Annotated in this window: 25 protein-coding genes and 1 pseudogene; 9 read left to right on the top strand and 17 right to left on the bottom strand. The window is 40.6% G+C overall.

Annotated elements, in window-relative coordinates; all coding sequences use genetic code 11:
- The first annotated feature begins 255 nt into the window (after nucleotides 1-255).
- From M2448_RS06575 to M2448_RS06565, 3 genes are read left to right on the top strand one after another with little or no spacing between them, the layout of a single operon-like run.
- Nucleotides 256-537: a hypothetical protein gene (locus tag M2448_RS06575; RefSeq protein WP_280645118.1), complete on the top strand. Its 282-nt coding sequence runs from the start codon at nucleotides 256-258 to the stop codon at nucleotides 535-537.
- Between the two features lie 5 nt (nucleotides 538-542).
- Nucleotides 543-962, top strand: a complete 420-nt coding sequence (locus tag M2448_RS06570; RefSeq protein WP_280645117.1) for a hypothetical protein — start codon at nucleotides 543-545, stop codon at nucleotides 960-962.
- A gap of 60 nt (nucleotides 963-1022) precedes the next feature.
- Nucleotides 1023-1916: a D-isomer specific 2-hydroxyacid dehydrogenase family protein gene (locus tag M2448_RS06565; RefSeq protein WP_280645116.1), complete on the top strand. Its 894-nt coding sequence runs from the start codon at nucleotides 1023-1025 to the stop codon at nucleotides 1914-1916.
- Here the strand turns inward: M2448_RS06565 and M2448_RS06560 are convergent.
- A complete protein-coding gene (locus tag M2448_RS06560) occupies nucleotides 1899-2687 on the bottom strand; it encodes an aspartate dehydrogenase domain-containing protein (RefSeq protein WP_280645115.1) in 789 nt (262 codons plus the stop codon). The two genes, M2448_RS06565 and M2448_RS06560, sit on opposite strands and share 18 nt — an antisense overlap.
- Before the next feature lie 700 nt (nucleotides 2688-3387).
- Between M2448_RS06560 and miaB the strand changes: the two genes are divergently transcribed.
- The 6 genes from miaB to M2448_RS06530 all read left to right on the top strand — a co-directional run bounded on the left by miaB (nucleotide 3388) and on the right by M2448_RS06530 (nucleotide 7511).
- Complete coding sequence (gene miaB / locus M2448_RS06555; RefSeq protein ID WP_280645114.1) at nucleotides 3388-4758, top strand: tRNA (N6-isopentenyl adenosine(37)-C2)-methylthiotransferase MiaB; 1371 nt, start codon at nucleotides 3388-3390, stop codon at nucleotides 4756-4758.
- A 137-nt stretch (nucleotides 4759-4895) separates the two neighbouring features.
- Nucleotides 4896-5093, top strand: a complete 198-nt coding sequence (locus M2448_RS06550) for a YtxH domain-containing protein (RefSeq protein WP_280645113.1) — start codon at nucleotides 4896-4898, stop codon at nucleotides 5091-5093.
- A complete protein-coding gene (locus tag M2448_RS06545) occupies nucleotides 5083-5457 on the top strand; it encodes a hypothetical protein (protein WP_280645112.1) in 375 nt (124 codons plus the stop codon). Before M2448_RS06550 ends, M2448_RS06545 begins: the two co-directional genes overlap by 11 nt.
- Nucleotides 5447-5830: a hypothetical protein gene (locus M2448_RS06540; protein ID WP_280645111.1), complete on the top strand. Its 384-nt coding sequence runs from the start codon at nucleotides 5447-5449 to the stop codon at nucleotides 5828-5830. The genes M2448_RS06545 and M2448_RS06540 overlap by 11 nt, the downstream gene beginning before the upstream one ends.
- A gap of 104 nt (nucleotides 5831-5934) precedes the next feature.
- Complete coding sequence (locus M2448_RS06535; RefSeq protein WP_280645110.1) at nucleotides 5935-6915, top strand: aminodeoxychorismate synthase component I; 981 nt, start codon at nucleotides 5935-5937, stop codon at nucleotides 6913-6915.
- Nucleotides 6912-7511, top strand: a complete 600-nt coding sequence (locus tag M2448_RS06530; RefSeq protein ID WP_280645109.1) for an aminotransferase class IV — start codon at nucleotides 6912-6914, stop codon at nucleotides 7509-7511. The genes M2448_RS06535 and M2448_RS06530 overlap by 4 nt, the downstream gene beginning before the upstream one ends.
- Here M2448_RS06530 and M2448_RS06525 read toward each other — a convergent pair.
- The 16 genes and pseudogenes from M2448_RS06525 to M2448_RS06450 all read right to left on the bottom strand — a co-directional run bounded on the left by M2448_RS06525 (nucleotide 7504) and on the right by M2448_RS06450 (nucleotide 22387).
- Nucleotides 7504-7779 carry a DUF4884 domain-containing protein gene (locus M2448_RS06525; protein WP_280645108.1) on the bottom strand — a complete coding sequence of 92 codons (276 nt, stop codon included), beginning with the start codon at nucleotides 7777-7779 and terminating at the stop codon, nucleotides 7504-7506. The two genes, M2448_RS06530 and M2448_RS06525, sit on opposite strands and share 8 nt — an antisense overlap.
- Before the next feature lie 57 nt (nucleotides 7780-7836).
- A pseudogene (locus tag M2448_RS06520) lies at nucleotides 7837-8943 on the bottom strand (THUMP domain-containing protein); the annotation flags it as partial.
- A gap of 24 nt (nucleotides 8944-8967) precedes the next feature.
- Complete coding sequence (locus M2448_RS06515; RefSeq protein WP_280645106.1) at nucleotides 8968-9768, bottom strand: hypothetical protein; 801 nt, start codon at nucleotides 9766-9768, stop codon at nucleotides 8968-8970.
- Nucleotides 9769-10224: 456 nt separating this feature from the next.
- Nucleotides 10225-11103 carry a hypothetical protein gene (locus M2448_RS06510; RefSeq protein ID WP_280648016.1) on the bottom strand — a complete coding sequence of 293 codons (879 nt, stop codon included), beginning with the start codon at nucleotides 11101-11103 and terminating at the stop codon, nucleotides 10225-10227.
- 70 nt (nucleotides 11104-11173) lie between these two features.
- Nucleotides 11174-12295 carry a universal stress protein gene (locus M2448_RS06505; RefSeq protein ID WP_280645104.1) on the bottom strand — a complete coding sequence of 374 codons (1122 nt, stop codon included), beginning with the start codon at nucleotides 12293-12295 and terminating at the stop codon, nucleotides 11174-11176.
- Between the two features lie 88 nt (nucleotides 12296-12383).
- Nucleotides 12384-12638: a DNA-binding protein gene (locus M2448_RS06500; RefSeq protein WP_280645103.1), complete on the bottom strand. Its 255-nt coding sequence runs from the start codon at nucleotides 12636-12638 to the stop codon at nucleotides 12384-12386.
- A gap of 78 nt (nucleotides 12639-12716) precedes the next feature.
- Nucleotides 12717-13412: a phosphatase PAP2 family protein gene (locus M2448_RS06495; protein WP_280645102.1), complete on the bottom strand. Its 696-nt coding sequence runs from the start codon at nucleotides 13410-13412 to the stop codon at nucleotides 12717-12719.
- A 35-nt stretch (nucleotides 13413-13447) separates the two neighbouring features.
- A complete protein-coding gene (locus M2448_RS06490) occupies nucleotides 13448-14293 on the bottom strand; it encodes an SH3 domain-containing protein (RefSeq protein WP_280645101.1) in 846 nt (281 codons plus the stop codon).
- Nucleotides 14294-14306: 13 nt separating this feature from the next.
- Nucleotides 14307-16142 (bottom strand): BatD family protein, encoded by a 1836-nt coding sequence (locus tag M2448_RS06485; RefSeq protein WP_280645100.1) that lies wholly within the window; start codon nucleotides 16140-16142, stop codon nucleotides 14307-14309.
- Between the two features lie 71 nt (nucleotides 16143-16213).
- Nucleotides 16214-17065 carry a BatD family protein gene (locus tag M2448_RS06480; protein ID WP_280645099.1) on the bottom strand — a complete coding sequence of 284 codons (852 nt, stop codon included), beginning with the start codon at nucleotides 17063-17065 and terminating at the stop codon, nucleotides 16214-16216.
- Entirely contained in the window at nucleotides 17065-17871 is an 807-nt protein-coding gene (locus tag M2448_RS06475; RefSeq protein ID WP_280697081.1) for a tetratricopeptide repeat protein, read from the bottom strand. Before M2448_RS06475 ends, M2448_RS06480 begins: the two co-directional genes overlap by 1 nt.
- A 7-nt stretch (nucleotides 17872-17878) precedes the next feature.
- A complete protein-coding gene (locus M2448_RS06470; RefSeq protein WP_280645097.1) occupies nucleotides 17879-18907 on the bottom strand; it encodes a VWA domain-containing protein in 1029 nt (342 codons plus the stop codon).
- Nucleotides 18908-19008: 101 nt separating this feature from the next.
- Entirely contained in the window at nucleotides 19009-19992 is a 984-nt protein-coding gene (locus M2448_RS06465; RefSeq protein ID WP_280645096.1) for a VWA domain-containing protein, read from the bottom strand.
- Nucleotides 19993-20013: 21 nt separating this feature from the next.
- Entirely contained in the window at nucleotides 20014-21063 is a 1050-nt protein-coding gene (locus tag M2448_RS06460; protein WP_280645095.1) for a hypothetical protein, read from the bottom strand.
- Between the two features lie 72 nt (nucleotides 21064-21135).
- The gene (locus M2448_RS06455) at nucleotides 21136-22005 is read right to left on the bottom strand and encodes a DUF58 domain-containing protein (RefSeq protein ID WP_280645094.1); all 870 of its coding nucleotides are present in this window, start codon (nucleotides 22003-22005) and stop codon (nucleotides 21136-21138) included.
- 16 nt (nucleotides 22006-22021) lie between these two features.
- Nucleotides 22022-22387, bottom strand: a complete 366-nt coding sequence (locus tag M2448_RS06450; protein ID WP_280645093.1) for a four helix bundle protein — start codon at nucleotides 22385-22387, stop codon at nucleotides 22022-22024.
- Nucleotides 22388-22396: the final 9 nt, after the last annotated feature.

Here is a 22396-nt window from a genome sequence, read left to right as displayed (position 1 = left end):
CTAACGGCGCGGGCTGACGCACGATCTGGAGACGATAAATAAAGGATTTTACTTGTAACTTGTAGCTGCCCAAAGGGCGAAGTAACTAGTAACTAATAAACGAACATATAATTTCAACCACTGATTTGCATAGGATATACAGGCTGTAAGTCCATTATTTTATTGTAAATTTGCATAATAATCAATTATGAAAATTTGCCGGATTTATCTATAATGAAAATACGAAGGTAAAAGACATCATAAAAATTAAAAAATATGAAATTAAAAGAAGAGTCTAAAAATAAACCGGTACTCACCACATCTTATGTATTGACTAATGGTTCACCTGTTACCTTTGTGTTATACGATGAAGATGGTGACTGGCAGTTGTTCGGCGAAGAAGAAATAAATGAGGACGAAGATGCCTATCTGGTTTCGATAGAAGAAATGCTCGAAATGGAACCGGCATTGCGAAAATTGCCTGATATGCAGCCCGGACAAGCCGTAATAAGGGAAAAAGAAAGTACCCGCTGGTTTTTTGTAGAAGACGAAAAATGAGCTTTATGAAGAAAACATACATTTTCTCTTTTATTCTTTGCTTACTTTTTGTAGCTTGCGATCCGGGCTATTACCTTGCTGTGGTTAATAATTCGAATCAATATAAAGAAGTGAGTCTCAGAAGTAAGTTAGATTCAGCTATTTGTTTGGAGATAGTACCAAATGATATTTTTGCTGAAGGCAAATTCATAGAAAAGAAAGAACTAAAGAAAGACACAATATTATCTAGACACAATATTCCTCCTTACTTTAGATCGGCTGATATTCCACCAAACCGAAAGGTAATTATAGAAAGTTATATAGGAGGATATCCTATCAAGAGTGAAGCATATCCCATCATAATCAATAATGATACAATAAATCCAGATAGTATTAAAGTAAAACGAAAATTAGGTAGCACTAAATATATCATAGAATTGAAATAGAATCTATTTTGAAGATGATATATCTTTTGTTAATTTTATCTTTTTTAATATAAAATAGTTATGTTCCGTAAACTTGTGGCTATCGAGCCTGTAAGCCTGATTCCGTCGGCTGAAACAGCATTGCATTCTTTTGCAGAAGAGGTTGTTATGTATGATAATATACCGACAGATGACGAAGAAGTTGCCGCCCGTATCGGGGATGCAGATGCTGTCCTTCTTAGCTATACATCGCGTATCAATCACTCAGCATTAGAGAAATGCCCGAATGTCCGATATATCGGTATGTGTTGTTCTCTATATTCGCCCGAGAGTGCGAATGTAGATATCCGTTATGCCAACGAACGGGGCATCACGGTAACAGGTATTCGCGATTATGGCGACGAGGGTGTTGTGGAATACGTAATCAGCGAACTGGTACGTTGTCTGCATGGATTTGGTCAGGAATCGTGGGATATAATGCCTCGTGAAATCACAGGACTGAAAGCTGGTATCATCGGGCTGGGTAAATCCGGCGGCATGATAGCAGACGCTTTGAAATTCTTCGGAGCTGAGGTTTCGTATTTTTCGCGCAGTGAAAAACCGGAAGCGAAGGCTAAAGGCTATCGTTTCTTACCTCTAGGGGAACTCATGGCTGAGAATGAGGTAATCTGTTGCTGCCTCAACAAGAATACAGTATTATTACATGAAGCCGAGTTTACGCAGTTCGGAAGCAAGAAGATGTTATTTAACACAGGATTATCGCCTGCATGGGACGAGCCTGCTTTTGAGAAATGGCTAGAAGGGGATAATCTCTGCTTTTGCGATACGTTAGGTGCATTGGGCGACTCCCGTTTTCTCAGCCACCCTAATGTGCGTTGTATGCAGGTGTCGACAGGGCGTACGCGTCAGGCGTTTGACCGCCTGAGCGAAAAGGTACTGGCCAATCTGACAGAATATTCAGAAAACAATAGGTGACACTATATTTTGCAGGGTGCTCACTACCGACCATCCTGCAATTTCGGATGTAGCGCTATAAACATCTACGACAGCGTGCACCTGATCGTTCTTTATCTCTACTCTTTGCGTATCTCCTATAAATCCGGGTGTCGATTGCATTGCCACCTGCATCTTTTCAGGTCCTACAGATGCCAGTGATGCCGCCACAGATACATTTAGTCCGGTAGGGAATACAGCTATGGCTTCTCTCGCTGTTCCGGAGAATACAATACGCTTTTCCGTTTCCAATGCCGGATCATAAACTGACGATCGTCTGAGGGCATACTGTCCTTTCTCATTGAAGAATCTGGCACTTGCATTGCCCATCAATGTAGCTGTTCTCAGCACATCGAAACCTCCTGTAGCTCCCGATGCGATATATACGCGGGTACCATGTTCTTTCCCTGTCTTGATCACCTCATGGTAGAAATCCGTATCGGCCAACGCACCTATCGATATGGTTACAATGGAAGTCCCGTTTTTCAATGTGGGTAAAGCAAGTTCTTTCATCGCAGCCGGAGATGCCATTTCTGCCAGACAATCAGGTTTCAAGGCAAGCAGATCATTCAAAGTAGCACAGGCAGTACATGATTTTCCGGCCTGTTTCATTTTAGAAACAATGTGTTCCATTTTTGAGGCTGTACGTGAGTAAACCCCTACTAATTCATATTCGGGTAACAAACCATTGATGACGGCATCTGCAACTATTTCGGCTAGATAACCGCATCCTACAATTACTAATTTTTTCATACGGACAAAGATAACCTTTAAATACAGACTTTGCAAAGCCTGGTCTTTGGGGTGTATTTCTTCTCAGGAATTTTATCTATAAGATTTATTCCGTTAACAGTGATCAGTTAACAACCAGCGGTCACAGGAACGAAGCGTATGTAATAGAAAGCGATCTTTGAATTCAATCTAAATAGTGTAATATTTGTAAGGTTTTAGTTAAAATGTAGTGTACTAGCTTTTAGTTTACTAGTGTACTAGAAAAAAAATAGAAGCTAGCAGGCTAATAGACTAAAGACTAATAAACTTGTACAATTTTGTCAGATTTTAGTTAAAATTGTCTCACGCAAAGACGCGAAGGCGCAAAGAGAAATACTTGTAACTTGTAACTGTCCGCAGAACGAAGAAACAGCGTTCGGCGGTAGCCAAATAGCATTCGCCGAAGTGAAGACGAGGTAAACTTGTAGCTTTGTTAGGTTTGTCAGGTTTTAGTTAAAATGTTTCTCGCAAAGTTGGAAGGGAAAAGAGGATGTAAACTTGTCGAGACGAATCAATGTATTCGCCTGAGAAGTGGGTTTTTGACAACCATTTTTCTTATAGGCAATATCTTAAAAACCTAAAAGCGAAGATGCAATTCCGTTTTTCTTTGTACTTTTGACGGCTAAAGATGTTTTGAGATAGAGCATCTGTACTTAAATAATATATTAAAACATTAATTTCTATGAACAACGAGAAAGGACTGGACTTTAAATCCACGACTTCAACCGAAGAGAAAAAACTGTTCATCGAAACCTATGGCTGCCAGATGAATGTAGCAGACAGTGAGGTTGTTGCATCAGTGATGCAAATGGATGGATACACTATGACGGATAAGCTTGAAGATGCCGATGCCGTTTTTGTAAATACCTGCTCTATAAGAGATAATGCAGAGCAGCGTGTGATACAGCGTCTCGATTATTTCAACGCTATAAAGAAAAAAAGAAAACCCAATATGATCATCGGTGTATTGGGATGTATGGCCGAACGGGCTAAAGAAGAACTGCTGGACAAGCATCATGCTGATGTAGTAGTGGGTCCCGATGCTTACCTCGATCTGCCAAACCTTGTAGGTGCAGCCGAAAACGGCGAAAAAGCCATAAACGTACAGCTATCTAAAACCGAGACATACAAGGATGTGATTCCTCTGCGTATAGGGGGTAATCATATTTCGAGCTTCATATCCATTATGCGTGGTTGCGATAAAGTTTGCTCATACTGTATCGTGCCCTACACTCGAGGTCGTGAGCGTAGCCGTATCCCTCAGAGTATATTAAACGAACTGGAAAACCTGAAAGAAAAGGGCTTTAAAGAAGTAACACTGCTCGGACAGAATGTTAACTCGTATCGCTATACCGAAGAAGACGGATCTGTAGTCGATTTCCCTGCCCTCCTCGAACTGGTAGCTCAGGCAGCACCAAATATGCGTATCCGCTTTACGACATCATACCCTACCGATATGACCGATGAAACACTGGAGGTGATAGCTAAATACGATAATCTGTGCAAGTTTATTCACCTGCCTGTACAGTCGGGTAGTAGCCGCATGCTAAATGTGATGAAGCGCAAATATGATCGTGAATGGTATCTGAACCGTATAGAAGCTATCAGGCGTATTATACCCGGTTGTGGTATATCTACAGACATTATGTGTGGGTTCCATTCCGAAACGGAAGAAGATCAGCAGGAGACATTGTCACTGATGCGTGAGGTGTGTTTCGATTCTGCCTTTATGTTCAAATATTCGGAACGTCCAGGTACTTATGCCGCTAAAAAGCTAGAGGACGATATTCCCGAAGATGTGAAAGTAAGCCGCTTACAGGAAATCATAGAGCTTCAGAACGAATGTTCGCTCAAGAGCAACTTGCAAGATATTGGCAAGGTATTTGAGGTACTCGTAGAAGGATTCTCCAAACGTTCGCGCGAACAGCTATTCGGTCGCACATCGCAGAATAAAGTGGTGATTTTTGATAAAGGAAGCTATCGTATTGGCGACCTCGTAACCGTCAGAGTTACAGGCAATACATCCGCCACTTTGTTTGGTGAACCGATATAATATATAAAGGCAATAGTTATTTTTTTTTAAGAATTTTCCTAGTATTTCAAAAAGTGCTTATATTAGATGTTCGTTTAAGAAGTACAAGGGGAATTCAATAAAGAATAAGATAGACTTTAATTTAAATATTTGAAATTATGAATAAAACTGGCTCTAATTTGTTGTTCTTAGCCATTGGTGCTGCTATAGGTGCTGCCATCGGTTATGTTGCAGCTACCGATTCCGGTAAAAAGGAAGAGTGGCTGAAAGACATAAAAGGCTTAGGCGACAAAATAAGATCTGCTACACACAGGGGCAAGGAAAAAACAGAAGAATTAGAAAGCGATGTCGAATAATTCGGAAGATAAAAACCTGAATACCGCACTGGGTGATATCAAGCTCGAGCTATTAAGCTATATCAACAGGAGGATCCGCTTTTTCAGGCTGGATGCCTACGAGAAGTTGAGTATATCGGCTTCCATACTGGGATATGGCTTAATAGTCTTTTGCATTGTAGCAGTCATGCTCTTTTTTATTCTTTTGGGTATTGCCTTTTTTATCGGAGAATTACTCGATAGTCAGGCAGCCGGTTTTGGAGTGATGGCATTGTTTTCCCTTCTGGTTTTATTGATAGTGTTTCTCCTTAGAAAGAAGATAAAGAAATCGCTTCTGAACAAGACGATTATGTTTATACGAAAAGTAGAAGCCAATGAAGAATAACAGCATCAGCCCGTTAGACGAATTGCGTCAGGAAAAAGAGATCGTTCGCCGCGAATGTAAAGAAAGCGAAGAGCGTTTGACTGAGCAGTGGAACTACCTGTCCGACAACGCACCGACCTTGTTGCTCAATGGGGCCGTAAACGGTATAGCTTCGTGGCTTGGCTTCGGTACCCGAATAGGGCAGAAACCCAAAGAACAGGAGCGGGATACAGAGTCGTCCGGATTCATGCAGAATATGCTGGGAGGGCTTACTGCTTATTATCCGCTTATCTGGGAAATGGTGCAGCCTATGCTGTGGCGCTTTGCCATCAAGAAGGTCAAATCACTCTTTACCAAGAAGAAGAAAAAGAAGCGTAGCGATGATGACGATTGAGAACCGATATATGGGGATAAGCAACAACTTATCCCCTTATTTTTTGCACAGCCGAACCATAACCGGAGCCACTTGTTTATATAGCTGAGTAAGCAATGTCAAAGATGGAACATATTTCGGATATAAATATTATACGCTCAAAAATGAACGAATACGGTAATGAGGGGAAGCCCTTCCTCTTTGCCGTCAACTTCGAGATGACCGAAGGATTCTTCATTGACGATCCGATGAATCAATCCGAAGTATTATTCCGTATTCGTGAACAGGGGAATACCTTTGAGGAAAGAAATACGGGTAGCAATCCGCGTTTCAGTTATAATCCCAGCTCTTACAGCGAATACCGTAAGAAGTTCGACATTGTGCATACTGGCTTATTGACTGGTTATTCGTATCTGACAAATCTCACTGTGAAAACTCCTGTATCGGTCAGACTCTCGTTAGAGGAGATATTTCATCGTAGCAAGGCAGCATATAAGCTCTGTTTACCCGATCGGTTCGTTTGTTTCTCTCCTGAGCGTTTTGTTCGTATATCTGATAGAAGCATATCGACCAACCCGATGAAAGGAACAATAGATGCCACACTACCTAATGCCGAGCAAATCATATTGAATGACTTCAAGGAAACTGCCGAACATAATACCATTGTCGATCTGCTTCGCAATGATTTGAGTATTGTTGCCGATCGTGTTCGCGTCAGCAGATTCAGATATATAGACCGTATAAAGACTACTAATAGTGATATACTTCAGGTAAGCTCCGAGATTACAGGTACCTTGCGTGAAGATAATTATCGAAATTTAGGTGATATCATCTTCGGCATGTTGCCGGCAGGTTCCATTTCGGGTGCACCCAAAGATGCTACACTACAACTGATAAGGAATGCTGAAAAAGAGCCACGCGGCTATTATACCGGTATATTTGGCTACTACGACGGTAAAGAACTCGATACAGCCGTACTGATTCGTTTTATAGAAAAAGATGGCTCTCAATACTATTTCCGTAGTGGTGGCGGTATCACAGCCTATAGCGATTGTGAAAGTGAGTACAAGGAAATATTAAGTAAAATATACCTGCCTGTAATATGACAAAACCTGTGTTTACAGAAGTTATAAAAGTCCTTGATGGGAAGTTCTGCAATCCTACAGCTCATTGGGATAGAATGTTTCGTACATCAAAGAACTTTTTCGGTACTCCCTTTTCAATGGAATTATCGGATAAGGATATTCCCGAAGAATACCTGACCGGACTTGTGAAATGCCGTATGATATATTCTGATCAGTCATGCAAAGTCCAATATCAGCATTATGCTTTCCGGCAAATAAAGAGCCTCAGATTGGTAGAAGACAATAATATTGACTACGCCTTTAAATATGCTGACAGAGAAGAGCTGAATGCCTTACTTTTCCGAAAAGGAGATTGCGATGATGTACTCATTGTAAAGAATGGCTGTATAACCGATACGTCATACACCAATGTCGTTCTTGAAAATGCTACAGGCCTCTATACTCCATCTACATACTTATTGGCAGGTACAAAGCGGCAACAGTTATTGGATAAAGGTATTATCTCTGAGAGAGAAATAAGAGTCAGCCATCTAAAAGACTACAACAGACTTTATCTGATAAATACCATGATAGACCTTGAAGACAATATCTCTATAGATATATCAAAGATTATCTAGGCCTTCTCGGTATACTGCTTTTTACAATAGTCCTCTCACGAGTTGAATCACTGCTAAGACTGGTTACATCTCCAGTACAGTTTGTAAAATATATATACTCTCCTCTGTCCTGAAAACGGTAAACCTTGCATCCGTCATGTTCAAACAGATAGTCTACTCTATATGTCTCATTGTTATCCGGTTTCTGTTGAGCAATAGGCTTGTTTGCATAACAAGATGACATCGTGATAGCAATTATACCTGCTACTATAGATAAAAATGTTTTCATTATATACAGATATTAGTTTATAAGTTACTTCTTCTGCCGTTCATTTCTTTTGCCGGCAAATATATCGTATCGGCGGAACTCACATTGTAGTGAACCGTTTACCAACTGTATCTTTTTCGATGGTTTCAGTCCTATTTTGTCGAAACACTCTTTTTTGTAGCTCAGTATCCAAGCAGAATAGCCCATAAATACATGTTTGAGACGCTCGCCTATCTTCTCGTACAGTCCGGATAGATCTTCCGGCTTAATACGTTCCCCATAAGGAGGGTTGGTCACAAATATTCCTTTTTCGGCAGGAGCTTCCGTATAATTCTCGAAAGGCATAACCTTTAGCTCTATATACTTTTCAACACCTGCACTTTTGATATTCTTTGATGCTATATCTATAGCTTCCGGCAAAATGTCAGATCCGTATATCTTATGCTTAAACTCGCGCTCCCCGCTATCGTCATTGTATATAGTCTCGAACAGGTCGCGATTGAAATTCTTCCATTTCTCAAAGGCAAAATTCTGTCTGTATATGCCCGGTGGTACGTTCATAGCTATCATAGCAGCTTCTATCAACAATGTTCCCGATCCACACATGGGGTCGATAAAGTCCGATTCACCGCGCCATCCTGTTTTCAGTATCATTCCGGCAGCCAGCACTTCGTTTAGCGGAGCTTCTGTCTGTGCCACACGGTAGCCACGTTTGTGCAGCGATTCGCCCGAACTGTCGAACGATAGTGTACATTTATCGTGTGCTATGTGGAAATTGATAAGTAAGTCGGGATTCTTAACGTCTACAGACGGGCGTTTTCCTGTCTTTTGCATGAAATAGTCGGCAATGGCATCCTTTACCCTGTATGCTACAAACTTGGAATGGGTAAAGTAGTCGGAAAACGTGACTGCGTCTATGGCAAAGGTACTATCCTCCGATAAATGCTCGAACCAGTTCATCGCCTTTACTTTTTTGTATATCTCGTCTGCATTCTTTGCTTTGAACTCATAAACCGGACGAAGTATGCGCAATGCTGTGCGGCAATGGATATTCGCTTTGTACAGGAGAGCTAGATCGCCCTCGAAGGCTACCATTCGTGTCCCTATCTCCAGATTATTAGCCCCCAGACTTATAAGTTCTTCGGCCAAAACATCTTCCAGCCCTGCCATTGTCTTGGCTATCATTGCAAAATTCCTGCTATTCATATATTAATAATCTGCATCTTGGTTTTGAGAGGGCTTGTCGTCGTAACTGCCTCGTAAAAACTGTGTTCGTTTTATATTTCCTTCAAATTCCTGTGAATATATTCTTGTCTGTCGATAGACGAGGCAAATTCTCAGTTTGGTTCTGTATTCTCCCTGATAAATATAAGCCGCACTTACCAGTATATTTTTAGGTGGCAGTAAAATCCGCCGGCTGCTGTAAGCTGTAGAATCCAATCTTAGCTCTGCCAATGTTTGTATTGCTTTCCACTCGTTATTTTCGGTCAGAGCCTCCATCACAAGAGGGACGCTAGATATGTAATGAGCAGGAATGCCAATGGTGTCCTTGCTTGTATTCACTATTGCTACAGGATATGCATTGTAATAATGATAGTCGTAATACCCTCCTAGTCGGGAAGTGCTATCCGAAACAAAATATGCATCGGCTCCGCCCACTATCTGTGTTGTGTCGATTCTCAATTTAGTATTTGAGTTGTCAGTATCAAAAGCTCGTATCTCTTTTGAAATATACCAGTTGTAGACCGTACTGTCTGAATCTTTATACCAGTCTGTTCCATGAAGTTCGCTATTTCTCCCCTCATTTGACATAAAATTGGTATTCAGTTCTACATGTTTGGTATTCTCGCCTATGTAAAAAATACGATAGGTTTCCCCGTCTTTCCATTTCTTGTCGATAAATCCCGACGGTTTATTTTCCTGCCTGAGCTCAGGCATCTTAAAGTCGGAACAACCATAGAAGCCTGTAAGAACAAATAGTAAGTATATCAATAACGGTTTATTCCTCATATACATTTTAACTAAAACCTGTCAGAACTTACAGCTACTAACAATAAAAGGTAGCTATCAACGGGCGCCGAAGCGAAAGCGAGGCAAAGATAACACTTTTTCAGTCAACAGTTATCAGTCAACAGTTATCAAAAACCAGACAATTACCAATCACAGGAGCATAGCGTGTGTAAACTTGCTATAAAGTAATGTAAAGATACAAAACCTTATCACCTTTTTCATTTATTAGGACACCTCACTAGTGTCCACTAAAAAAACAGATTCTTAATAATTGAATGAATTGGAATTATGAGTACTATTGATTTTCAGTATTTTAAAAAATTGAAATATTCAATTTTGACAATTAAGTACTAAGTGTAAATTCAAATCCGTTTACTCTAAAATAAATAATAAATTACTTATTATCAATTAAATACAGATGTTTGTGCGATTCTTAGTGGACACTAATGAGGACACCTATTCTTCAACAGGTTTCAGATACAGATTGTTTTTCCGGAAGTCGAATATTACCGAAAAGTTTTTGAAGAACTGGTTTCCCAAAAGACCTATATACATATCGTTTTCTTTGAAGACAAACCATTCCGATTCGGAAAAGAAAACATCTCTGTTTATCAGCACACTGTTTCCGATACGGATAGAGTCAGACCTTAGTATATCTATTTTTGTGCGGTGAGTATCCAGATTCTTAGCCCGTCCAACCTTTGATTTGCTCATGTCCAGATTGTATTTCTCGAGTATGTCGTATGTGAAGAAAAGCGTTCCATTAAGCCCTGTATCTATCCAGCATTTACCTTCGATCACTTTGCCCGAGATATGTACCGTAGTAGGAATCAACAGGCGCATCCCTCTGTTCTCGAACCTGATACTGTCATATCCTTGCAAACTATTTAATTCTATCGGTTTCAGTTCCCTTATATAATGGCGATTATACGAAATCTCCATAATGCGGCGATTGAAAAAATCCCATCCCAGCAATATACAGTCCTCTCCATACCAATGTAGGAACTGGCTATCGGAGTTCATAAAAGTAGCATGTAGTGTTTTTTGCCATTCGCCGACCTTGAATCTTATCGGCTCTGTCTTCTTCCGGTGTTCTTTATCGCGTCGTAGCCATTCAGGCGCTGCCATGCCTCTGGCTCCCAGATCGAGCATTGCTTTGATAGGAATGGTATCATTGACAAAACCATTGAGTATAACATTATTTTTGAAACTAAAGAAAGGTATTGCACCATCGGGCAAAACAGGCTTTATAGTATCAGCCAGCTCAGCCTTCACTGCAGAGCCACATAGCCATAAACAAAGTATAATCAATACTTTCCGCATATAAAAACTCATAAAAAAATCTATTCGCTTCCTGTCAAAGATAACGAATAGATTTATATGCTTTTATATTTTCGGTCAGAAATCAGCCTCTCAGCACCAACAACGGCGTATCTGAGTGAAACAGCATCTTACGCGAAATACTCGGGCTGAACATACGCGCAAAGATATTTCGTTTACTGGTTGTCAGTGCCAGAATTTGTATCTCATCTCCTTTTATATAATCATCGAGACTTTTCAACATATCAGTAGTGTCGATAAGCCTATAATCAAGATTCAGATTCGGATATTGCTTCGAAAAGTATGCCTTGATGCCTTCTAGTTTTATCTCATCCCACTGATCGCCTTTTTTCACCGATATATGTGTCAGAGAGATACGTATATCGTTGAACGGACTGAGCAATTTTGCAAGCAGGTCGAACGATATAAGGTCACGTTGACTGAAATTAGTAAGGAAAGCTATATGCTTCACCTGTTTCATATCCGAGAACGGAGTATTCTGAGGAATAGCTATCAACGGCACATGCGTCATCTCTATCACTTCGGCCGTAACGCTACCTATAAGGTCTGCATCTTTCTGGTCTTTACCTCTCGTACCCATTACTATAAGGCCAGGTTTATACTCTTTAGTGAAAGTCACTATTTCTTCTTCCGGCAATCCTTCGCGGAGGACATATGAATAGTTGATCGGAGGGAATTCGCCTTCCGACACTTTCTTGTCTATTGTATTGCAGAGCCGTTGTATATTCTCTTTTACCTTTTCTATTATATTCTGGAATTCCTTTTCTTCTTTTCCCTGATAGGCAAATGCTTCTGCCATAGGCAATGCAGTCGGATAATAAGGGTTAAAGTAAACATGCAGTATCTTTACTTTCGCATTCAGGTCGCGTGCCAGATTGAAGGCTATTTTACATGCTTTTAGCGAATAGTCGGAGAAATCGACAGGAACCAATATGCGCTTGCGTCCATCGTCAGTACGATAGGTTTCTTCTTCATCGTAACTAAACAGATGGCGGCTCTCGACTACACTCAGTGCTTTTGGAAGATCCGACTCTTTGATACGGATACGAACACCCGGCGATACTCCGGGATTCTCGATATCTACATCATCGATATGTACTTCGATATTTTCACCTTCCAACACATCTTTCAATATCCGGGCTTTTTCATTTGTGTGAATAGCAAGTGTTACCAATTTATCTTCCATTGCTGTATATATTTTTATCGTTTTCCTTATTTTAAAAGAGATGAACACTTTCAGGCATTCATCTCTCTATTTTACTCTTTTTCCTTTCTTAGACTTCCTTCGCTTCCATCATTCCCAGGGCCATATCCAAAATAGTAGTATCATCTAGGGAAACATAACCTCCATCGGGGCCGGGTTCTATATGAACACCGCAACTTTGTCCTTTTTCGTAACTATACCCTCCAAAGTAGTTCCATACTGTCTCTACCGGAATTTGTAAAGTCTCAGCTATCTGATGTATGCTTCCATCTGGTAAACTATCCTTGATTTTGCGAAGCTCTGAAAATGTAATAACTCTAGTCATACTCTCTAAGTTTTAAATGGTAATTGATTAGGAATATGTTCTAAAGTTATAAAATTCTTTTTTGAAAAACAATGGCTTTCAGTCAGGAATCTCAAATATTCCGCTATAAATGGCAATAAATACGATGGAAAGCAGTACCGTAGCAATAATAACATGTGCCCTATCCTTTGAATACACAGGTACTTTGAGCTCTTCTACAGGAACTTTCAGAATATATCGGCGAGAGGTTAAATATATATAATAGACCAAAAAGCCTATCAATGTACCCCAGATAGCCCCGCCAACCACATCGGATATGAAGTGTACACCCAGATATATGCGGGAATATGCAGTAACCGTAGCCCACGTAGCCATTGTTATGGTAAGATATCTGTATCTGAACAGCAGAGCAGTGAAAGTGACTATGCCGAATCCGTTAGCCGCATGATTGGATATAAATCCATAGCGTCCGCCACGATGGCCTTTTACTATTTCGACAAGAGGTGCAAAATCAGGATGGTATGTAGGTCGCAAACGCTCAAAGAAAGGTTTGATCAGATTGGCTGAAACATAATCACACAACAATCCGACTAAGGCAGCGCAGATAAGTAGCAGTAATGCTTCCTTCCACTTTACCTTGTACACGAAAATAATAAAACTTACAATGACTAATGGTATCCATGTATGCTTCTCGCTATACATCCACATGAATGTATCCCAATAAGCAGTATGGTGTTCATTAAGCCATAAGAAAAGATCCCTCTCGTAAGGTAATATTTTTTCGACGAGACTCATTCAGATGTGTCTTTCATCATTTATATCTGTAAAAATCAGATTATTTCAAGTTTATCTTTTTGTACCCAACCTACGCTACCGTTGTCTATCTCTATTTCGTACCAGTTACGGTCTTCTTTTGTTATAGCAACTTTTGTGCCGGCGTGAAGTATAAATAATTCTTTACTATTGATATCGGGCGAACTTACAATGGATGCAGAGCCTGCCATAATAACGGCTGTATCGCGGAATTGCACCTTGTTCTTTTGCCTGAATGCAAAGACATTTGCAAATATAACAACAACTAATGATACTATCCCTATATAAAACGCTGTCTTTTTCAACGAAATGAGCCTGCTAAAGAAAAACAGCACCAGGCATCCTATAAATACAACGAAGAATACAACTGCCATGGTAGCCCAAGTATTGGAACTAAACAGATTTTGTACTGCACGAAACCAGATGCTGAGAAAAAATGTATCGGCAACCAGTATTTTATCTTCAATCTTGGTAGTCACATATTCTATGTTGTGGCGGGTATCTCTGTCTCCGGGATTTACAAGCTGGGCTTTTTCATAATACAGTCGTGCATGGGCAAGATCGTTAACCCTGAAATAGGCATTACCCAGATTATAGTACAGATCGGCAGACTCGAGTCCTTTATCTTTCTGAGCTTTCATTTCACCTTCAAGCACGTCTATAGCCTGACGAAAATCTCCTTCATCATATAATTTTATAGCTTGTCCAACGGCAGCATTATCCGATGTTTTATTCGCTACAGCAGATACAGCCGCATCTGAGGGTGTAAGACTGTCGGTTTGAGCAACAGCAAGGGAATCCTGTGCGTAAGATGTCGCAAATGCCGACAATAATAACAAATATGATAATATTATGCGTTTCATTGCTTTCATCCTTTTATTTCAATTTTTTAATCGTACTTTCCATTTTACCTATGGCTTCTACAGTATCATTGTAGAGTTTATCCATCGCATCGCCCGATTCGGATGGTGCATAGCGGGCAAATTCCCCGGTGTCGAGAATATTCATAAACTGACTGATAAGGTCATCACCTACTCCGTATTTGAGTAGTTCGGTTTCAATATTCTCCCTGTTGAGGTTAGCAACCGGAATAGTAAGCTTATCACTCAGATAACCCCATACGGCACGCAATATCTCTTCGTAGAAGTTGTCTTTCTTCTGCGACTGTAAATATTGTTTTGCCAACTTGAGTCGTTTCGTAGCTACCTTATTCGCTTTCTTAGTACGCATCAGCGCAATATCTGCATTGGCTTTTATCTGCTTCCGGTAAATGATGGAGAATAAGATAAACAGCAGCAGCGGGATTATATACCATAGCCAGTAAGGCAACGAACCTACAAAGAAGCTTTGCGGGTCTTTGAACGAAATATTTCCCGTTTTCAGATAACGGATATCCTGATCTACCTCCACATCTCTCTGGTTAGAATAGCTGGTAGAAACATTCTTGCCCGCATTCGGATCTTTATCTACATCGAGCGTATAGCTTGGCGATGATGATGCCTTGTATGTATTACTGCGCGGATCGAAATATGAAAATTCAATCGGAGGTATTGTAAACTTACCGGGATAACGCGGAATAAACATATACTCGATAGTCTTGGTTCCCGACAAACCGTTTTCGGTCAGGCGGAAGTCATTCTTCACCTGAGGATCATAAGTTTCGAAATCCTTAGGGAATTTTATCTCCGGATTCTTTATCAGTTTCAGATTTCCGGTACCGTTTATATTCAGTGTGATGGTTACGGCATCATTTGCTTTTACTTTTTCTGCCGAAATCTTCGGTGTATAAGTAAAGCTACCTACTGCTCCCGAAAAGTTAGCAGGTTTGTTCTGTAATGGCAGTGCAGATACATCTACAGTTACAGGTGATGTCCGCAATGTTTTCTTCGCTTCTGTCATCACTTCCTGAGGCCCGAAAAACGTATTTACCTTACGACCCGAAGCGACTTCAAATACAATTTCCATCGTTCCCGATGGGATAGTCATTTTGCCCGAACGCTGAGGGAATAGCAACGTTTTCTTCACATCTATTGTATAATAGTTGCGTCCGTTATAATGCTCCATCGACATCTGACGATTTGCCGCAAGTTCAAAATCTTCGGTCATAAACCCCTCAAACTCAGGGAACTGAATTTTACCTACATCTCTTATATTCAGTACGGTATAGAAACGGAATGTAACAGTCACCGCCTCTTGCTCATTTACTTTTGTCTTTGAGAATATAGCTCTCACAAAGGCATCTTTCGGGTCTACATTTCCTGCTGTAGAAGCCGAAGTTGTCGCCTTCACCTGTTGTCCCGGTTGGGCAGGTTGCGCATTCTTATCAGGTGGCAATACTTTTATCTGGGCTGTGTTCGATTTATAACTGCGCCCATTTACTTTCACTGTAGCAGCAGGCAGGGAGAATGTTCCTTCTTCCTTCGCCATAAGCAGGTAAGTATATGTAATATTACTTTCGGAAGTTACTTTTCCGTTGATATTGGACGAGCTGTACATCTGTGATACAGATGGCCCGAACAGGACATCGAATCCTTTAATACTTTCAGGTACTTCAATGTTTTGCCCTTCTCCTCCTCTGAGAACATATTGCAATTGAAACTGAGCTCCTTTTACTGTATTGGCAGGAGCACTGATAACAAATGTTATGTCATCGGCAGATACATTGGAAATGCTTATGAGCAATAACACCAATAAAAACCAATACTTCTTCATTGCACTATCTTAATCTTTATATTATTTGCTGTTTATATATTATACGGAATCAATTACAAAAGTAATAACTTTTATATAGCTTTCAGGTCTTGTACGCGTATTATTGCAGAATCGAGCTTTAACGTTTTCTCGCTGCGTATAGCCTCATCATATACGTCACCCCACATATCCCTCACTTTACGTCCTGTAGGTGTATTGTATTCCACTACAATTTGTCCTTCGGGTATAACTTTCCGTCCTATGCTACGGGGTTGCAAAATGAGTTTTCGCAGATCGGCTACTTTATACCTTTTTCCGTTCACCGTTTCTTCTGTAAATACCTGACGTGAACGTGTAATATTGGTCGAATAAAAACCGTTGACCAACGGAAAATCTGTACTTATTATCCGATGAATTTCCTTCGTTGTGTACAGTTTATATGTAAGCATCAGTGTATCTGACAGATTCACACCCGGACGCGAAACCACCGTCTTTACAAATGCATCAATCTCGTCCACCACATCGTCTGCCGATCTGACTTCAATCGCAAACGACTCCGATTTATATTTTTTCTTATTATAAGTTATTTCGGCTCGTGGGAGCGTATGTTTTCCGGCTTTGGCCGCTTTCAGGTAATAGGTAGAAACAGTATTGTACACCCCTACCCTTTTCCCTTCCTTAAAGGCAATGGATACAGAAGTTGAAACGGACGGCCCGTACAGGATTTCAAATCCTACCATCTTCTTTATTATCACAGGTTCTTTCACTTCCGTATCACTCTCTACTACATAGTCTACCCTGAACTGCTGTTCGGTCATCACAGTTTCGGGTGCTTTTATTCGCACCTTAACATCCTGTGCTATAATAACAGACAGGAATGGGAATAATATAACCGGAACAATCAGCAACCGCCGTAAAGTATATCTACATCCGTTTTTGAGCATTACCAATCTTTGTTTTGTCGCTTATTATCCTGATTCTTTCGTTTGCGTTCCTGCGCTTTAGCTTGTTTCACACGTTCCTGCGTCTCTTTTTCGTCTTGCTCTATGGCTTGCAATATTTGCTGCATATTATCCTGAGACATTTGGTTTTGTTGATCCTGTTTCTGGTCTTGTTGCTTCGGATCTTGTTTAGGATCCTGCTTAGGATCTTGTTTCTGATCCTGTTTATCTTGCTTTTGATCTTGTTTCTGATCTTGCTTTTGATCATTCTTGTCCTGATTCTGCTGATCAGCTATCATTTTTTGCACTACGGCAAGGTTGTAGCGGGTTTCATTATCAGTCGGATTAAGGCGTAACGCGTTCTTATAGGCTTCCATTGACATTTTCAGATTGTCGGCTTGTTGACCGCCCTGTCCTTGTTGTCCCTGCTGCTGTCCTTTTTCATTTGCTTTCTTTTTCAGAAAGGTATTTCCCATATTACTCCATGCTGCACTCATTTTTGCAGGGTCTGAGTTCTCCAATTTAAGGTAATGCTGATATTCTTTCATGGCATCATCCCATCGCTGTTGCTTATAGAAAGTATTGGCCAAGTTGAAAGATGCTTCTTTCGAACTGGCATCGTCCTTCAGTGCTTTGTCGTATTCGGCTTCTGCTGCACCATACAACTGATCTTTATATGCCTTGTTACCCGCACGCACTGCTTTTCTGGCCTCTTTTTCATCTGTACGTACAGTTTTTTCAGCTTCCTCTTGTGCTAAGAGTCCTGAGCTTATAAATGTGAGCAATATTATAAATATAATCTTATTCATTTCTCTATTATTTAAACAGTCTTATATTTCTGAATATCCTGTTTTTCTTATCAAATACACATATTTCTAAAAAGAGGAGCACCAGCATAATCCATGCGAAAATCTGGAATTTTTCATCATATTCAGAATAGGCAATGCCATCAATCTCTTTTTTCTGTAATTTCTCTAATTCAGCCTGCAAGCTTTTCAGTGCACTGTTGGAATTGTCGGCATGTGCATACAATCCTTTTCCTGCTTTAGCTATCTGACGACACATCTCTTCGTTCAGTTTGGTAACGACAGGTTGCCCCTGTGCATCGCGTTTCATATTGTTAGAACCTGCAACTACCGGAATCATCGCACCGTCGGTAGTACCGATACCTACTACATTCACATGTACACCTTTGTCAGCAGCACGGGTAGCAGCACCTTCGGCGTCACCTTCGTGTCCTTCTCCATCAGTAATAAGTACAATAGCTTTGTCTATATCTTCATCGTTGGAGAAACAAGTCATACCTATGTCTATAGCACTGCCGATAGCGGTTCCCTGTACCGGAACAAGACTGGGATCTATTGTCTCCAAGAATAATTTAGCTGATTGTGTATCGGGCGTCAGAGGCAATTGAATAAAGGCCTCTCCGGCAAATACGACTATGGCTACTTTGTCATTTTTACGTTCGTCAATAATACGGGTCAGTATCTGCTTCGCCTTAGCCAAACGACTAGGCTTTATGTCTTCGGCAAGCATGGAATTGGATACGTCGATGGCTATAACCAACTCAATACCCTTTTTGTCTACTTTCTCTACCTTTGTTCCGAACTGAGGGCGTGCCAGTACAATGATTCCGAAACCAATAGCTACCAGCACAAGCCAGAATTTGAGGTATGAACGTTTCAATGACAGTTCGGGCATCATTCTTTTTACTAAAGCCAATGTGCCCAGTTTTTCCACGCTTTTCCGTTTCCTTATATTCAACAGGATAAAACCCATTATGAAAACAGGAACGATAAAGAATAGATATAGATATTCTGGATTTGCAAATTTAAATACACTCATGTTTTTTTAATTACAAGTTAACCACCCCCTCTAAATCTCCCCCAAAAGGGGAGACTGAGCCCCTCCTTTCGGAGGGGTTGGGGAGGTGTTTATTTTTCACTTTATGGAATATTTCTCAACCATGTACGGCGCAGAATCAGTTCGAGTCCGACCAAAACCAATGCAAAAATGGCAAACGGCAGATAGAGTTCTTTGCGTTTTGTTACCGTATTTACACTTATATGAGTTTTTTCCATCTGATCTATTTCATCATAAATCTGTTTCAGGCTGGTATTGTCTGTTGCCCTGAAATATGTTCCTTTGGTTATAGAAGCTATTTCGGTAAGGGTACGTTCGTCAAACTCTCCCGAAACGCTCACCCGTTGCATACCGTAAGGCGTCATCATGTTAGCATACGACGTTCCGCGCGAACCCACACCAATAGTATATACACGTATGCCGTATGAAGCGGCAAGTTCGGCCGCAGTAAGCGGCGCTATCTGTCCGGCATTGTTGGAACCATCGGTCAGCAATATAACTACACGCGATTGCGACTGACTGTCTTTGAGCCTGTTTACCGAGTTAGCCAGTCCCAAGCCAATAGCTGTACCATCGTCAATCATGCCGAACTTTACTTCATTGAGCAGATTGAGCAGTATGCGGTGATCGGTAGTAAGCGGACATTGCGTAAAACTTTCTCCGGCAAATATAACAAGCCCTATACGGTCGTTACGTCTGTCGTTTACAAACTCTGCGGCCACCTTCTTGGCTGCTTCGAGACGTGTAGGCGAAAAGTCCTGTGCCATCATGGTACCGGAAATATCCATCGCCATCACAATATCTATACCTTCCGAATTGGATATGTCGGAAGAGTTTACACTCTGTGGTCTTGCCAAGACTATAATCACAAGTGCTATGGCCGCCAATCTCAGTAAGAAAGGGAAATGACGCATATACACACGAAACGTAGCCGGTGTTTTTTCCAATGCAAAGCCTGAAGACATCTTAAAGGTTGCCTGCGTTTTCCTCAGCTTATAGATGTACCACCCAATAAGCGGTATCAGCAATAAGAGAAGAAATAAGTATTTCGGATTAGCATATTCCATTTTCTGTATCTTTTAGCTTTGTTATTTCTTTTCGTTATCGGTCGCTGTCGGCTGACCTCCTTGTCCTGTTATTTCTTCTTTCTGTTCTTCCAGTGTCGGGCGTTCTTCTACCTTTGTCTGGTTCACAAACAGATAGGCATTAACAAGGCTCAGGTCGTTTTCGTCAGCGAACGGTGTGTATTTGGCAAATTTCACTAAATCGGCCAGTTTCAGTATCTGTGCCAGTCCATCAGTAGCAGATTTTGTGTCTGTTGCCAAATGCACAGCATTAATGATATCTTCCGAAATCATTTCCGGAGCATCTATATTAAATCTGTGGTCGATATACTCACGCAGAATATCTGTAAGTTCTGTATAGTATTCTTTTTCCTGCCCTTTCTGCCACAGCTTGGAAGCTTTCAGTTTATCCAGCCCTTCAAGTGCTACAACATGAGGCGGCAATACGACTTTTGGTGTAAAGAAATATCCTTTCTTTTTCTTTCTCAGAACAAAATACAATATCGTACCGATAAGGGCGACAATAAGCGCAATTATAAGTAAAGCATAAAGATAGTAGAGATAATCCTGCCAAACGAATGGCGGATCGAGCACAGTCTTTATATCGGATATTTCAAGCTGATCGAAATCGATGGAATCAGTTTCATGCTTGTTTAGTTTTTCCAGATATGCCAGTGTGCCTTCGGATAACTGTGGCGCCGAAACTTTAAGTCCAAAATCGTTTGTACGTAGTGTGTCAGTTCCATCTATCACCTGCATGTAGGGTATATGGTATAATGTAGAGTCGAACGATGTGACTACATACTTTTGGCTGATGGTCATCACTTCAGTCATCACCGTATCGGGTTTCAGCATGGTCAATACTTCAACTCCTGTTATCAATGTATCCTGATAGACAGGAAATAGTATATTCCGGTCTTTAGGTGCAATGACTTCTACATTTATAATCGCCTGCTCTCCTATCAGTATATCGGAGGGTTGTATTGTTGCCCTCACTGTCGACTTCTGCGCATAGAGCGAAAAACTCATACAACAGAGCAAAACAAGCAATAGTATATTTTTTAGTTTCAACATATTTAGTTACGAGTTACAAGTTACGAGTTACGAACCATTTATAATTTATAACTCATAATTCATAATTATTTTTCAGCTTCTCTTTTTAAACAAGGCCATCAACGCTTTTACATAATCTTCATCGGTACGCACAGACACACTGTCTACCTTACTTCGGTTAAATGATGTCTGCATGTTTTCCTGCTGCTTCTGCCACCAGTCTTTGTATGTCTGCCTTACCTTACGAGACGAAGTATCTATCCAGCGTTCGGCTCCCGATTCGGCATCTACCGTTTTCAGCAATCCTACATCAGGCAATTGGGTTTCGAGATTATCATATACCTGCAAAGCAACAATATCGTGCTTACGATTAGCTATCGTCAATGCATTGTTGTAATCCTTGACATCGATAAAGTCGGAGATCATAAAGGTGGTACAACGCTTTTTGATCACATTGGTCAGATACTTCAATGCCATTCCCATATCCGTTTTCGGGCTTTCGGCTTCAAAGTTGATCAGTTCGCGGATAATGTACAGGATATGTTTTTTACCTTTCTTCGGAGGTATGAATTTCTCTATCTTATCAGAGAAAAAGATCACACCGATCTTATCGTTGTTCTGTATGGCCGAAAATGCCAATGTAGCAGCGATCTCGGTCACTACATCACGTTTTATCGTGTTGCGTGTACCAAAATCCTGACTGGCGGACACATCGACCAAAAGCATAACGGTAAGCTCGCGTTCTTCTTCAAACACTTTAACGAACGGTTTGCTGTAGCGGGCTGTCACATTCCAGTCGATATCTCGTATATCATCGCCATATTGATATTCGCGCACTTCGGAAAAGGCCATACCACGCCCCTTAAAGGCTGAGTGGTACTGTCCTGCAAAAATATTGCGGGACAATCCGCGTGTCTTTATCTCAATCTGACGTACTTTTTTTAATAGCTCATTAGTCTCCATATCATTCAGTTATCAGTTAACAGTCAACAATCTTATTTATACGTGTTGTCTTCAATATAGAATATATCATTTTTGCAATTTCATCTGCATCTACAAAAATATCTTCAAAGACATCATTTGTTATATATCCAGTATCTTTTAATAGAGACAACCAATATTTTGTTTCCAATATTTCTTTATACGCTATACTCATTTTTGCAGAAAAATCCGAATCAGAGATAGCACCATTAGCTTCAGCAATATTCGCACCCACAGAGGTACCACATCTCAACAGTTGCTTAGATAAAACAAATTCCTGTTTATCTTTTAGATATTTATAAGCTTTAACTATCCTTATTGCAAAAGAATAGGCCTTTTCGTAAACAAGACTATTTGTTACCATTTCAGTTTG

Source organism: Dysgonomonas sp. PF1-14 (genome assembly GCF_029892965.1).
In the GTDB taxonomy this organism is placed as follows: domain Bacteria; phylum Bacteroidota; class Bacteroidia; order Bacteroidales; family Dysgonomonadaceae; genus Dysgonomonas.
The sequence above is the reverse complement of the archived record's forward strand: the minus strand, read 5'-3'. Positions and strand labels throughout refer to the sequence as shown.

What these genes read in the sequence shown, in the direction of transcription:
- M2448_RS06490 (WP_280645101.1), bottom strand. Translation starts at nt 14,293, where the DNA reads ATGAAACGCATAATATTATCATATTTGTTATTATTGTCGGCATTTGCG.
- M2448_RS06495 (WP_280645102.1), bottom strand. Translation starts at nt 13,412, where the DNA reads ATGAGTCTCGTCGAAAAAATATTACCTTACGAGAGGGATCTTTTCTTA.
- M2448_RS06535 (WP_280645110.1), top strand. Translation starts at nt 5,935, where the DNA reads ATGGAACATATTTCGGATATAAATATTATACGCTCAAAAATGAACGAA.
- M2448_RS06470 (WP_280645097.1), bottom strand. Translation starts at nt 18,907, where the DNA reads ATGAGTGTATTTAAATTTGCAAATCCAGAATATCTATATCTATTCTTT.
- M2448_RS06500 (WP_280645103.1), bottom strand. Translation starts at nt 12,638, where the DNA reads ATGACTAGAGTTATTACATTTTCAGAGCTTCGCAAAATCAAGGATAGT.
- M2448_RS06540 (WP_280645111.1), top strand. Translation starts at nt 5,447, where the DNA reads ATGAAGAATAACAGCATCAGCCCGTTAGACGAATTGCGTCAGGAAAAA.
- M2448_RS06515 (WP_280645106.1), bottom strand. Translation starts at nt 9,768, where the DNA reads ATGAGGAATAAACCGTTATTGATATACTTACTATTTGTTCTTACAGGC.
- M2448_RS06465 (WP_280645096.1), bottom strand. Translation starts at nt 19,992, where the DNA reads ATGGAATATGCTAATCCGAAATACTTATTTCTTCTCTTATTGCTGATA.
- M2448_RS06450 (WP_280645093.1), bottom strand. Translation starts at nt 22,387, where the DNA reads ATGGTAACAAATAGTCTTGTTTACGAAAAGGCCTATTCTTTTGCAATA.
- M2448_RS06480 (WP_280645099.1), bottom strand. Translation starts at nt 17,065, where the DNA reads ATGCTCAAAAACGGATGTAGATATACTTTACGGCGGTTGCTGATTGTT.
- miaB (WP_280645114.1), top strand. Translation starts at nt 3,388, where the DNA reads ATGAACAACGAGAAAGGACTGGACTTTAAATCCACGACTTCAACCGAA.
- M2448_RS06530 (WP_280645109.1), top strand. Translation starts at nt 6,912, where the DNA reads ATGACAAAACCTGTGTTTACAGAAGTTATAAAAGTCCTTGATGGGAAG.
- M2448_RS06560 (WP_280645115.1), bottom strand. Translation starts at nt 2,687, where the DNA reads ATGAAAAAATTAGTAATTGTAGGATGCGGTTATCTAGCCGAAATAGTT.
- M2448_RS06455 (WP_280645094.1), bottom strand. Translation starts at nt 22,005, where the DNA reads ATGGAGACTAATGAGCTATTAAAAAAAGTACGTCAGATTGAGATAAAG.
- M2448_RS06510 (WP_280648016.1), bottom strand. Translation starts at nt 11,103, where the DNA reads ATGAGTTTTTATATGCGGAAAGTATTGATTATACTTTGTTTATGGCTA.
- M2448_RS06505 (WP_280645104.1), bottom strand. Translation starts at nt 12,295, where the DNA reads ATGGAAGATAAATTGGTAACACTTGCTATTCACACAAATGAAAAAGCC.
- M2448_RS06485 (WP_280645100.1), bottom strand. Translation starts at nt 16,142, where the DNA reads ATGAAGAAGTATTGGTTTTTATTGGTGTTATTGCTCATAAGCATTTCC.
- M2448_RS06550 (WP_280645113.1), top strand. Translation starts at nt 4,896, where the DNA reads ATGAATAAAACTGGCTCTAATTTGTTGTTCTTAGCCATTGGTGCTGCT.
- M2448_RS06545 (WP_280645112.1), top strand. Translation starts at nt 5,083, where the DNA reads ATGTCGAATAATTCGGAAGATAAAAACCTGAATACCGCACTGGGTGAT.
- M2448_RS06565 (WP_280645116.1), top strand. Translation starts at nt 1,023, where the DNA reads ATGTTCCGTAAACTTGTGGCTATCGAGCCTGTAAGCCTGATTCCGTCG.
- M2448_RS06475 (WP_280697081.1), bottom strand. Translation starts at nt 17,871, where the DNA reads ATGAATAAGATTATATTTATAATATTGCTCACATTTATAAGCTCAGGA.
- M2448_RS06460 (WP_280645095.1), bottom strand. Translation starts at nt 21,063, where the DNA reads ATGTTGAAACTAAAAAATATACTATTGCTTGTTTTGCTCTGTTGTATG.
- M2448_RS06575 (WP_280645118.1), top strand. Translation starts at nt 256, where the DNA reads ATGAAATTAAAAGAAGAGTCTAAAAATAAACCGGTACTCACCACATCT.
- M2448_RS06525 (WP_280645108.1), bottom strand. Translation starts at nt 7,779, where the DNA reads ATGAAAACATTTTTATCTATAGTAGCAGGTATAATTGCTATCACGATG.
- M2448_RS06570 (WP_280645117.1), top strand. Translation starts at nt 543, where the DNA reads ATGAAGAAAACATACATTTTCTCTTTTATTCTTTGCTTACTTTTTGTA.